At 48.9% G+C, this 11,522-nt stretch carries 11 protein-coding genes and 1 tRNA gene; 4 read left to right on the top strand and 8 right to left on the bottom strand.

The features are described 5' to 3' along the window. The first annotated feature begins 412 nt into the window (after nt 1-412). Nucleotides 413-910 carry a MarR family transcriptional regulator gene (locus tag WC370_05415; protein MFA5308911.1) on the top strand — a complete coding sequence of 166 codons (498 nt, stop codon included), beginning with the start codon at nt 413-415 and terminating at the stop codon, nt 908-910. Between the two features lie 32 nt (nt 911-942). On the opposite strand, the gene WC370_05410 is transcribed toward WC370_05415, so the two are convergent. The 4 genes from WC370_05410 to WC370_05395 form a co-directional block, all read right to left on the bottom strand. Beyond that, nucleotides 943-2,421 carry a HAMP domain-containing sensor histidine kinase gene (locus WC370_05410; protein ID MFA5308910.1) on the bottom strand — a complete coding sequence of 493 codons (1,479 nt, stop codon included), beginning with the start codon at nt 2,419-2,421 and terminating at the stop codon, nt 943-945. After that, a complete protein-coding gene (locus WC370_05405; protein MFA5308909.1) occupies nt 2,396-3,073 on the bottom strand; it encodes a response regulator transcription factor in 678 nt (225 codons plus the stop codon). The genes WC370_05410 and WC370_05405 overlap by 26 nt, the downstream gene beginning before the upstream one ends. Nucleotides 3,074-3,563: 490 nt before the next feature. Beyond that, on the bottom strand, nt 3,564-5,516 hold the full coding sequence (locus WC370_05400; GenBank protein MFA5308908.1) for a glycosyltransferase: 1,953 nt from the start codon (nt 5,514-5,516) through the stop codon (nt 3,564-3,566). A 363-nt stretch (nt 5,517-5,879) separates the two neighbouring features. Beyond that, nucleotides 5,880-6,176, bottom strand: a complete 297-nt coding sequence (locus WC370_05395) for a hypothetical protein (GenBank protein MFA5308907.1) — start codon at nt 6,174-6,176, stop codon at nt 5,880-5,882. A 122-nt stretch (nt 6,177-6,298) separates the two neighbouring features. Here WC370_05395 and WC370_05390 point away from each other — a divergent pair, with 122 nt between their 5' ends. Continuing rightward, complete coding sequence (locus WC370_05390) at nt 6,299-6,469, top strand: hypothetical protein (protein ID MFA5308906.1); 171 nt, start codon at nt 6,299-6,301, stop codon at nt 6,467-6,469. Nucleotides 6,470-6,746: 277 nt separating this feature from the next. Here the strand turns inward: WC370_05390 and WC370_05385 are convergent, their stop codons facing one another. Together WC370_05385 and WC370_05380 are read right to left on the bottom strand one after the other, a co-directional pair. After that, complete coding sequence (locus WC370_05385) at nt 6,747-6,995, bottom strand: GIY-YIG nuclease family protein (protein MFA5308905.1); 249 nt, start codon at nt 6,993-6,995, stop codon at nt 6,747-6,749. Between the two features lie 9 nt (nt 6,996-7,004). After that, nucleotides 7,005-7,081, bottom strand: a tRNA-Val gene (locus WC370_05380). A gap of 429 nt (nt 7,082-7,510) precedes the next feature. On the opposite strand from WC370_05380, the gene WC370_05375 reads away from it, so the two are divergent. Together WC370_05375 and WC370_05370 are read left to right on the top strand one after the other, a co-directional pair. Further along, a complete protein-coding gene (locus WC370_05375) occupies nt 7,511-9,022 on the top strand; it encodes a hypothetical protein (GenBank protein MFA5308904.1) in 1,512 nt (503 codons plus the stop codon). Nucleotides 9,023-9,026: 4 nt separating this feature from the next. Continuing rightward, nucleotides 9,027-9,407: an FxLYD domain-containing protein gene (locus WC370_05370; protein ID MFA5308903.1), complete on the top strand. Its 381-nt coding sequence runs from the start codon at nt 9,027-9,029 to the stop codon at nt 9,405-9,407. On the opposite strand, the gene WC370_05365 is transcribed toward WC370_05370, so the two are convergent. After that, complete coding sequence (locus tag WC370_05365) at nt 9,393-10,085, bottom strand: TIGR01906 family membrane protein (protein ID MFA5308902.1); 693 nt, start codon at nt 10,083-10,085, stop codon at nt 9,393-9,395. The two genes, WC370_05370 and WC370_05365, sit on opposite strands and share 15 nt — an antisense overlap. A gap of 48 nt (nt 10,086-10,133) precedes the next feature. Continuing rightward, nucleotides 10,134-11,375, bottom strand: a complete 1,242-nt coding sequence (locus tag WC370_05360; protein MFA5308901.1) for an MFS transporter — start codon at nt 11,373-11,375, stop codon at nt 10,134-10,136. Between the last annotated feature and the right edge of the window lie 147 nt (nt 11,376-11,522).

Genomic DNA, 11,522 nt, shown 5'->3' with positions numbered 1-11,522 from the left:
GTGAATCCTCCCCCGGGGTGCCATTTCCACCCGCGCTGTCATATGGCCATACCGGAATGCAGCCAGGCCCGGCCGCCGCTGCGTGACGTGGGCAACGGGCACTTCGTAGCCTGTATCAGAGTTTAGCCCGGCAAGCTATTATAATAATCTAATCTATTTATTAAGGGAGGTGCACCAAAAGCAGTTAACTGTAACGGTCCGGATGGCCTGCCAGCCATAGTATGGAAGGACAGCCCGTGCCGTCGCGGACGACTTGCCAGGCACAATAGGTTCAGGGAGTCTTGACAGGAAAGACTATAATAGGCTATCTTTGAAATACTTCCAAACTGGAGTATTATCCCGTCCATGCTTATCCTGTTTTAGATGTCCAATGACAATTAAAGACTGTTTTTAGGCATGTAAAACGATGAAAATGAACGATAATAAAAAACAGATGCAGCCAGACCAAATCAAAGAGGCCGCGGAGCAGATACTGAGAACGGAATTCTGGTATTGCTCACAGTTTGCAGACGTACTTCACAGATTTCTTGAAATAACCATGAAAAGGGACGATGCCGTCACCCTCCAATTACAGGGGCCGGCTATGTACTTCTTGACCCTCGAGGGCGGCAAGATGACCCATACACAATTGGCCAAGAAGATGCTGCGCTCTAAAGACGGCATCACCAAGATCGTAAACAGCCTGGAAAAAGAGGGTTGGGTATCCCGGGGATATACGAAGAAGGACAGAAGGCTCATCTACATTAAAATGACGCCGGCGGGCTACGATTTCCTGATACAAAAAATGAAACAGGGAAATTTACGCGCTGAACAGGTCATGACTTGTCTCGATATCGAGGAAAGAAAGACGCTGGTTGAACTGGTGGAAAAAATGCGCGTAAAGATGATTTCCATACTGGAAGAGAACTGAACTCAATCGAGATAGCCATCTACCGCAGCAGGTTAATTTAAGTCATATCGGGGTAGCTTAATCGTAAAAATACTTCCTTTGCCGGATTCACTTTGGACAGAAATATTGCCGCCGGTAGAAGTCACGATACTTTTAACGATTGCTAGACCTAATCCATAACCATCTCCGGATAAGTCAAGAGCCTTGTAAAATCGTTCAAAGAGGTGTGGCAAGTGCTCTGGTGGAATACCAATCCCGGTATCACTTATTGTGATGATTACTTCTTTATTCTTATGGATTGCTCTCAAAGATACTGTGCCGCCTGCGGGCGTGTTCTTGGCAGCATTATCGAGGAGGTTAGATATTACCTGGAGCATGAGCTTCCGGTCACCTTTGACATACAACTCATGGTCTATTTCAACAGAAAAACCAATGCCTTTTTCTTCGAGTAGATATCTAAAGGCTTCTTCAGCTTCATTTAGTAAAGCCGAAATATGCAGCCTGGTTTCATCATGCTTGAACCTGCCTTCATCAACTCTGGAAAGAAATAAAAGGTCGTTGACTAAGATTTCCATGTGGTCTATGCGTCCGGATAAGAAGCTAAGCAGCTTCTGGTAATCATCGTTTCTCTTTTCGGAACCTAGCGCCTTGGTTACCGAGGTTTTCATAGAAGCCAAGGGTGTTCTTAATTCATGCGCAGCATCTGAAACGAATCGTTTTTGTGCATTGAAGGATTCTTCTAGCCTATCTGCCATAGTGTTAAACGACTGTGCCAGCCGCCCGATTTCATCCCCGGAGCTGATTCCCACCCTTTGGTTCAGATCAGAGTGGCTTAGCAACTCGGTAGCTCGCGTGATTCTTTTCAAAGGTTTCGTTGTCACCCAGGATATTAGCAAGCCGAAGACAACGGCAGATATAATGATTAGCGGACTCCCGCTGATTAAATCACTGATTACGTGCTCCTGCCACTTCCCGTTTGGGAAGGTGTAACGGTCCAGCGAGACGACATAAAGCACATCGGGATGCCCGGAAACGGGCAGATAGTAAAGGTCGTTGGTTCGGTCGTGAGAGTAATTTGAAAAAGCGGCAATCGTTGTCGGGAAAAAGCTCTCGGGAAGCGTAACCGGGCCGAATTCAAATTGTTCACCGGACTGCATCCTGGTAATTTTATAGGTGACATTATAATAGTCCTGATGTTCGATGGTGATTGGACCATCTATTGAGTAACCCCACATCAAACCGCCTTCCGCCGATTTGTCTACAAAAGGTGTAAAACGTTTTAACTGATTATCAATATCGGAAGACTTAAAAGCATATGTAGAATTATTAAATACCTCCAGAAATAAATTATTATCCGGCGCAGCACCGTTGATAAATCCTGGGCCGACCTCTGCCCGCTGCATCGCGTCCCCTAGCTCTCTTTGGTAGTTGTTATATTCGGTATAGGTAATAATTCCGGTCACAACAATCAGCACGGAAATAATATAGAAACCCGTCAGTTTAAAACTAAGACTTATCTTCTTTAACCACATAGCCCAATCCTTTGACAGTTTTAATCACCGCTTCCTTATCCCCGGGACACAATTTTTTACGTATACGGCTTACCAGAACCTCTATTACATTTGAAAATGCGTCGTGTTCACAGTCCCAAACATGCTCTTCTAGCATCTCGTGGGTTACTACCCCGTTCCGATTGATAACCAGATATTCCAGGATGGCATATTCTTTAGATGTTAGATTAACCGGTAAGCCCGCGTAATTTACTGTCTTAAGCACTGTATCCAGAGCTAATTGCCCGATGGTGATTTCGGTAGTACGGGAGACCATGCCTCGCCTCAACAGAGCCCTGATTCGAGCATATAGTTCCGGGTAACTAAAAGGTTTAACCAGGTAGTCATCGGCACCGCAATCCAAACCATGGACTTTATCGCCTTCTTGATATCTGGCGGTCAAGATGAGGATAGGCAGTGCGATGTTCCTGGAACGCATTGTTTTACAAACGCTAAAACCATCAATTCCAGGCAGCATGATATCCAGAATAATAATGTCATAAGAATAAGCACCCACCATTTCGAGTGCAAATTCTCCCTCTTGCACCCAGTCTATTGCGTAGCCGCTTTCTTCTAGACCGGATTTCATAACCTGGGCTAGGTGTTTATCGTCTTCAACTATTAATACTCTCACAGGAATATACTATAACATCTCAAACTGAACACAAAATTAACGAAGGTAATTATTTCTACTCGATGGAGTTTGCCTGAACTACACGCCCGCCGCTCAATGTTTTTCAATTAACCTTCGCGCTCTGCTAAAAATGCTTTCTACGCGTGTAATTTAATGACTTAAGTTACGGAGATTTGATTATTTCGTGCCATAAGATAATGGGCAACTCCATTACAATTTCTGGAAAAATTTCAACTAGAGGACACTGGGCGGTAGAGGGCTAGAACCACTGACCTTCCCGATGAAATCGGGGACGTGTCTATTGACTCCAAACAAGTTTTGAAAGGCTATTTGCTACTTGTATCTTGTATCTTGGTTATTGGGGCGGGGAAAAATGGTGGGCGGCAAGGCTCAACACGCAGAACCTTTGAAGTGCCTTTCAGCTTAATGGACTAGAATTCAACAATTTACTTCTTTGTTACCCCAGCTAACAAAATGCAATATTGTGACTTCACTTTATACTATTTTTAATAACGACAAGTTCTGACACATTGTTCGAGGCAGAATACGCCTGTGAAATCGGTTTTTTCTTAGTTATTCCGTGCGCCGTCTTTTCCCAGTAATAAGGTTTTGTCAGTAGTTGCCAGAGTCCCTTATAGGCTCCCACCGATTGTAACATCCAGTATATTGGGCTCAACAGAGCATAAGGTATGAGGTTATAGTTCTTTCTGGGGAATGCACCCATCATAGCGATGAGGATAACCAGAATGTTTCCCGCGAAGAGATTGAAGGTTGCCAGGTAGAGTAATATAGCCGGTACCTCAAAGTGACCGGATATGTTCAGAAAATAAGAGCATATAAATAGTATCCACATTATAGGGCTGAGGAGGAAGGTGGCTGGAGTTCCCCCAATAAGCAAGGTATAGCTAAACCACCGCGAAAATCCCATGGCCTTGATAGCCTTTAATGGATGACGGTTATGCACTAAGAAAGTTTGCATATATCCCTTAACCCACCTTGAACGCTGTCTTATCCAGTTATTTAGCTGCGAATTTGCTTCTTCGTAGGTAGTTGAGTCGATAACCCCAACCTTATACCCTTCGACCGATGCCCTGATTCCCAAATCAGCATCCTCGGTAACGTTAAAGGGGTCCCAGGCACCAATTCGCTTTAATTTTTGTACATCGAAATGGTTGCTCGTACCGCCGAGGGGTATGGGCAGCCCCGCTTGAAAAAGCCCGGGCAGCAGGCAATCGAACCAGGCGGAATATTCAAGAGTAAACATTTTAGTAAGGAAGTTTTCATTCTTGTTAAAGTAGTTCAATGCCGCTTGAAAACAAATATAATTATCGGGATGTGTTCTGAAAGCGGCCACTGCCTTCTTTAACTGGTCCGGTTCAGGCATGTCTTCAGCATCGTAAATGGTAAGATATTCGCCCTTGGAAAAATTGAGACCGTAGTTCAAAGCCTTTGGTTTCGTCCTCGGGATACTGTCCGGCAAAACAAGGAATCTCCAGTTTGCCGGCGGTTTTTCTGCTTTGGCTGCCTGTAAGGTCTCATTGTCATTCTCCTCTAATAGGAGTATTATATCTAACTTGTCTTCAGGATAATCAAGCTTCTTTATGGATTTAATCAGGGTTCCTATGACCTCTTTTTCCTTGTAGGCGGCAATAAGAATGGTATAGATGGGCATATCATGTTCATCATAAAGATTACCTGGCTCACTCACAAGAAGCTTTGGGCGTTTTATTTTACCCCATATGACCAGCGTCACTTTAAAGAAAATCGGAACGGCAAAAAGGAGCTGGATGAGATACAACACAGAGATGACAAAAGTTTCGGCGCTGAGATAGAGCCAGATTGCCAGGCCGCAGAGTAAAAACGCAGCAAGTATTACCTGTGGTCTCGTAATCACTCTATACGCGGATTCTTCGGGATTTCTGTATAACAGCCCATTAATTGACATATTCAGCAGGCTATCTCGATACAGTTCCTCGGACACCTTCATCAGGTCCAGGTCAGTAATAACTATCTCATTTATCCACTTTGCCCCAAAACGCCGGGCGAGTAGCTCCAGGGCAGGCTGACCGTCAGGGTCAGCAGTAAGTACGAAGAGGGTGTCTTCTTCAACATAAAAAGGCACGACCTGATATTTCATCATCTGTTCGTGAGTCAGCATGGTCGCTAGTTTCCTGTCGATATTCTTCATGATGTAGGAAGTGTCTGTCTCAAATTCCATATCAAAGTGTTTGGCCAGCCCTTCATACAGCTCTAATCTGGTGATATACCCCAGAGCAGCCAGAATCCAGCCCAGCCTCCCGCCTTTTTGTACTTGATACTCCAGCGCGCGGTTAAGCTTTGTCTCGGTCAGATAGCCAAGTTCCAGGAACACCTTGCCTAATCTCTTAGAACCGATGGCGACTTCAAGCTTATCAACAGCTTTTAATGGAAGCAAAGTGGACATGCTCTATTAAATCTCCCTGATGCGATAACTCTGGCATCAGTAATGCTTACGGATTATCTTATCGCCGAAGATGTAAATAGGGCATAAACGTAAATACCGTTAACATAAATACCGTATAAAATTAGGGGGGTAACTCTGGAATTGAGCATGAATACGGGGGTGACATTCCCCCCAAACAATTCTGGTATCACGCAGAAAAAGATCAACTGGCCATGTGGTTCTCTTTGCTTTTGGTTGTTTTGGCATTTTCACGTATGCTAGAATTCTCGGTGTGAAGAGACTTATTATTGGTGCTGCCTTGCTGGTTTTGGATATTATTGATATCATTGGGACTGCAACCGATATCATTCATTGGGGAACTACTCACCAAGTCCCTATTCCATCTGTTGAAAGTTTTATTCCCCAACATCTTGTTGGGTATGGACTGTCGTTGCCTTGGGTAGTGTTACCCTTATAGGGTATGGCTGGCGGGCTTGGCGCAATACCAACCACGATAATTAAAACTAAAGCAATTAGTGATATAGATAACCAGATTAGCGAAATAACCAATAATCCTACTAACAAAAAAGTAAGATAAGTTAATAATGAAATAGCTGTAATCATTAATAATCCAAAAGCCAATTTTATAATCTTAGCTTTAGTTGATAATTTTATCTCCATTCTCCCTTGACACCAAATGCAAACAGTACCTCACCCGGGAGAACTTAACAGAACTCGTTAGGTTGGTCAATGAAGAGATGGACGCAGCTTCAAGCTCATATAAAGGTGAGATGGATACTATCATGAGTGAAATCGGCGGAGTCGAGCAGCGGTTGGGTAACCTGTACAACGCCATCGAAAATGGCAACATTGAGTTTCACCTTTTAAAACCTCGATTACAGGAACTAAAAACTCAACACGACTTATTGTTAGCTCGCAAAGCCGAGCTTGATATGGTTTTATCTCAGAGATAGTTAGAATTGGCCAGTCCGGAAATAGTAAAGCAATATGTTGAAGACCTGCGCCAGTTCATCGATAGCAATGAACTTACAGAGCGAAGGGCATTTATCAAGAGCTTCGTGAAAGAAGTTAAAGTTACGGGAAACGACGGAGTAATCAGGTACACTTTCCCCATACCTCCAGACAATCATGAGGAAGAAGGGTTGGGAGTTCTGCCTACTGTACGGTATGCTGGGCGGTAGAGGGCTCGAACCACTGACCTTCCCGATGAAATCGGGACGCTCTAACCAGCTATAAAGATAGATTCAGGGTTTTGGCCATGTAGGCAGGATTCTTCCAGGATTTGATTTCAAGTTCGCGGCGGCGCGCCTCGGACAGGGTGCTGAACGATTCGGAATAAACGAGTTTCCAGGGACAAAAGGCTTTAGTGGAAGTAACGCTGCGGCGGTTGTGAACCGCCAGTCTGTGAGTGACGTTCCTGGTGGAACCGATATAGAATTTACCGGCGCTATCGCTATAAAGGACATAAGCGAAAAACATCAGGGTGTATGGTGGGCGGTAATGGACTCGAACCAATGACCTCAGCGATGTCAACGCTGCGCTCTAACCAGCTGAGCTAACCGCCCGTGCACTATAAATTAATAAAACTCCCGCAATATGTTTGGCGCCCCGCTGACCTTCCCGATACAATCGGGACGCTCTAACCAGCTGAGCTAACCGCCCGTGCACTATAAATTAATAAAACTCCCGCAATATGTTTGGCGCCCCGCTGACCTTCCCGATACAATCGGGACGCTCTAACCAGCTGAGCTAACCGCCCGTGCACTATAAATTATTACCACTCCCGTAAAATGTTTGAGCCCCACTGACCTTCCCGATATCATCGGGACGCTCTAACCAGCTGAGCTAACCGCCCCCGGTTACAGTGTAATTCTACCGGATACCTGCCTTCAGAGTCAACCGTAAGTAGGGGGAAATAAATACGGGTGTTACAACCAGCCTGGATATGTTAAAATATAACCTGACATAAAATAAGGGAAACAGCAGGTGCCGGCATGAATACTTTAAAAGGCGTGGGAACGGTTGTTTGCAGTTTATTGCTCTTTTTAGCGCTGGGGATTTTCAGCCTCGGGTATATGCTGCACAGCACCGTCCTCAGTCCCGGTTTTATCGCCAAGGAGATGGACCGGGTTGAAGTCGCTGCTATTCTGGACGAGGCTATAAAAGTCGACGCAGCGGATAAAAACGATATTTCCCAGGAGATGAAGGACACCCTGGTGGACACCGCCGCCACGCTGGAACCGGTGGTAAAAGAACAGCTGAATGAGGCCAGCACCCGCATTTTCGATTACCTGAAAGGTAAAACTAAAGAGCTCCAGCTTGCCGGGATACTGAGCGAAACCGTGGCCAGCAACGATTTCATTATTACCCTGATTAATGACATCGATATCGCGCAACTGGTAACAGATTTTATCGCTCAGGATGACTCGCAGAAGCCGGGCGGCATTTCCCGGGATATCTGGGATGAAGTAACCGACGTCCTCAATAACCTGGAGCCTCAGCTTAAAGCGGCGGCGGCCGATGCCGTCTCTCCCGTCAACGACTATATCTGGGGGAAAACACCGGACTTGTCTCTGGCCGAGGTGCTGGGTAATTCCGTCCTCGCCACGGATTTCGTCAATGAACTAATCAACGAGGTGGATATCGCCGCGCTGACCAAAGATTACATTTCCACGCAGCTTACCGATGCCGTCTCCCAGGACTCCGATGAAATAACCCGATACCTGGACGAAAACCTGGACGAAATCCTCACCAGGCTGGAACCCTGGCTCAAGCAGCAGATAACCGCGGCCGCCGGCCCCGGCATCGACTATATTCTGGGCAAGACCCGGACGGTAAACGTTACCGTTTCCGTGGCGCCGGCCGTGGCGACGGTGAAAAGTGTCTTAAAGGACGCTTACCTGGCCGCCCCGCCCCCCGCCGTCGCCGGTATGTCCCGGGCCGCGCAGGAGCAGCATTTTGAAACCGTCTTCGCTGATTTTTCCGGCAACCTGCCGGCTACCTTCTCCTTCGATGAAGAGCTGCTGGGTGAAACCCGCGCCGACCTGTCCAAATCACTGGCGGACGGCGAGGACAAATTATCCGATGTGCGTGATAACATCGCCAAAGCCCTGGACGATGCCAGCGACCCCATGGCCCAGGCCAGGAAGTACATCGGCTATTTCCAGACCGTCTACTGGCTGCTGATTGTCTTCATGGTCATCATGGCCGGGCTGATATTCCTCATTAACCGCGACGTCAAGTCCACCGCCCGCACGCTGGGGATAGACCTGCTGACCTTCGGCGTTATTGACATCGCCGGCGTGATAATCGCCAAAGTGCTGGCGCCCATGAAGTTTATCGGCGGGTTTTCAGATTTGCCGGTTACCGCGCAGAACGCCATTAACGGCCTCTATAGCGACGTTACCAACATCGCCCTGGTATTCAGCATCGGGGTGCTGCTGGTGGGGGCCATATTATTTACCGTCTCGTTCTTCGTAAAGTCCTGGCCGGCCGCCAGGGAATAGCCGTATGAAAAGCCGCCTGGCCATAAGCGCCGGTATTTTGCTGCTGCTGCTGCTGGCCGGCATGGCTTCATGTATCCATGTGGGAGAAGCGCCGGCGAAAGCGGAAATTACCGTTATCAAAAAGGAACTGAAGACGGACGGGCAGGGCGGCACGGCGCTTTACATAACGGTAAAGAACACCGGCGGCGTTAACGCCGAGCTGGCGCAGGTAACGGTCAGCTTTTACGATACGCAGAAAAATCTGGTATATACCGCCCGGGACAGCGTGCTGAACCTGAAACCGGGGCAGATCTGGGACTTTACGCTGCCGTGCGCCGGGGAATGCGGCAATATCGGCAGCTATGAAGTAGAGACCCTGGCCGGTTCCAGCTCAGGCGGACTTTAAGGGGTTTTTCTTCAGTATCCACCACCCCACCCCGCCCAGTATCAGCGCCAGGAATATCTTGAACGCCGAGCAGATGATGGCGGCATCCATCCAGAAGCCCTCCGGGAAAAGCATAATCAGGTAGTCGCGGGTGGGGTCCAATAGCCACATATCGTTGGAAAAGCTGGCCAGGTGGAACTGCCAGAACAGCCAGTGGAAGTCGGTAATCGCCAGGACGCCCAGTATAATCATCAATAGAATAGACAGGCCGCTTCCGTAGAGCAGCCCCCCGGCCAGCCGCCGCCGGTCCTGCCGCAGCGCCAGCATCAGGCTGGCATACAGCAGGGCGTAGGTGCCGGTGCCTATCAGCAGCTTGTAGACCAGCCGGAAAATCCCTTTAACGTCTTTCAGGTGCTGCACCTCGCGCTCGTTAAAAAGGGTAAAAGGCTGTCCGTCTTTGATAACGACGATGTTGACATATTCCTCGCCGGAGTTGAAGTAGTGAATCAGTCCCTCGGCGGCTTTTTTCAGCTCGGACGGCGCCAGCCCGGTGACCGAGGCGATATCGTACTTATGGAAGTCGTAATCATAAAGCCAGCGGCAGTTCATGGCGGTGCTCACGCTGGCGGTAAAGAGCATCACGGGCAGGCATAATATGAACAGCACCAGGGCCGCGGTGTGCAGTACTCTCGTTCCCATGTACCTATTATAGCAGTGATGGAGCGGGCGGACTAAATCAAGCGGCAGCTAAATGTTTTTAGGCTGTTTGGCGAAGTAAGCGCAGACGCTGCCGCCCATGACGCAAATACCCAGTATCAGGAAAGCGATGGTGTACTTGCCGGTGGCGTCGTATATGGAGCCTACCGCCCAGGAGGATACCGCCTGCGCCACCACGTGGAAGGGCAGGACCACCCCGGTTACCTGCGCGTAGTGTTCCCGGGGATAATAAGCCCCTAAAAAGCTGGGCATGGCGGCGAAGAGAGCGCCCACCCCCAGTCCCATGAAGCCCGCGTAAACAAACAGCAGGGTCAGGTTTTTAGTGGATAAAAGCAGGATTAGCCCGATGAACTGGGACACCAGGCCGGCGCTGGCCAGGTAGCGCATATTAATTTTCAGCGCCAGCGCGCCGAAGGCCAGGCTGCCGGTAAGGCTGAAAACGGACATCACGCTCATCGTGCCGGCCGCGGTCATGGCATCGAACCCGATGTCCTTGAAGTAGGCTATCTGGTGGGCGTTCACCGCGCCCATGGAAAAAGCGTTGGCCACCACGAATCCCAGGATGAGCCAGGTGACCGGCATCTTTAATATCCGGGACATGCTCCATGCCGCGACGGGCTGACTTTTCGCGGATAGCTGTTCCGGGGTGAGGTCCGGGGAGGTTTTAATGCCGTCCGGCTCCTGCCCCATGTCCTCCGGCCGGTTGCGCACCAGCAGCCCCCCGGCGAATATGGCGGTTAAAGCCACCACCCCGCCCAGCACCAGCCAGGTGCCCTGCCAGGTAATGCCCTTGATTAAAGCCGTGACCACCGGCGGAAAGACCAGCCCGCCGATACCCGTGGCCGAGGAGACCAGGCTCATGGCCAGCGAGCGCTTTTTCACGAACCAGTTGTTGGCTACCGTGGTGCAGGCGATATAGCCCCCGAACCCGGCCGTGATGCCGATGAAGATATATAGCAGGTAAAGCAGCCAGATATCTTTAACGAAGAAAAGCGCCGCTACCCCGAAAGCCGCCAGCAGGTTGCCGACGACGATGGTGAAGCGGGCGCCGTATTTGTTCACCATCGTGCTGAAAAGCATACTCGGCAGGCCGAAGGCCAGGATGCCCAGGGAAAGCGCCAGCGATATATCCGCCCGGCTCCACCCGAACTCGTCGCTGAAGACGGGGAGAAAAACGCCGAAGGCGTTGATGAAAGCCCCGCCCACCAGCAGGGTAACCAGCACCACGCCGGTAAGCGCGAACCACCCGTAAAACGGTTTACTTTTTTTCATGTTTTGTGGAATCCCGGCGGTCATGCCGGGGCGGAATTTACCGGGACAATAATAATATACTTATTATACTTATTTACCGCTCTTCCTTCAATCCGCGTTTTGGCCTGGCCGGGTGGTATGTTATAATTACTTTGATTTTTCACCGGG

The organism is Dehalococcoidales bacterium (assembly GCA_041652735.1).
Classification (GTDB): Bacteria; Chloroflexota; Dehalococcoidia; order Dehalococcoidales; family RBG-16-60-22; genus RBG-13-51-18.
Note: the sequence above shows the minus strand (reverse complement) of the source record. Positions and strands in the feature narration are given on the sequence as shown.

Excerpts from the sequence above, each read along its gene's own strand:
- WC370_05365 (MFA5308902.1), bottom strand. The coding sequence starts at position 10,085 with ATGGGAACGAGAGTACTGCACACCGCGGCCCTGGTGCTGTTCATATTA.
- WC370_05360 (MFA5308901.1), bottom strand. The coding sequence starts at position 11,375 with ATGAAAAAAAGTAAACCGTTTTACGGGTGGTTCGCGCTTACCGGCGTG.
- WC370_05385 (MFA5308905.1), bottom strand. The coding sequence starts at position 6,995 with ATGTTTTTCGCTTATGTCCTTTATAGCGATAGCGCCGGTAAATTCTAT.
- WC370_05410 (MFA5308910.1), bottom strand. The coding sequence starts at position 2,421 with ATGTGGTTAAAGAAGATAAGTCTTAGTTTTAAACTGACGGGTTTCTAT.
- WC370_05390 (MFA5308906.1), top strand. The coding sequence starts at position 6,299 with ATGAGTGAAATCGGCGGAGTCGAGCAGCGGTTGGGTAACCTGTACAAC.
- WC370_05400 (MFA5308908.1), bottom strand. The coding sequence starts at position 5,516 with ATGTCCACTTTGCTTCCATTAAAAGCTGTTGATAAGCTTGAAGTCGCC.
- WC370_05415 (MFA5308911.1), top strand. The coding sequence starts at position 413 with ATGAACGATAATAAAAAACAGATGCAGCCAGACCAAATCAAAGAGGCC.
- WC370_05395 (MFA5308907.1), bottom strand. The coding sequence starts at position 6,176 with ATGGAGATAAAATTATCAACTAAAGCTAAGATTATAAAATTGGCTTTT.
- WC370_05375 (MFA5308904.1), top strand. The coding sequence starts at position 7,511 with ATGAATACTTTAAAAGGCGTGGGAACGGTTGTTTGCAGTTTATTGCTC.
- WC370_05370 (MFA5308903.1), top strand. The coding sequence starts at position 9,027 with ATGAAAAGCCGCCTGGCCATAAGCGCCGGTATTTTGCTGCTGCTGCTG.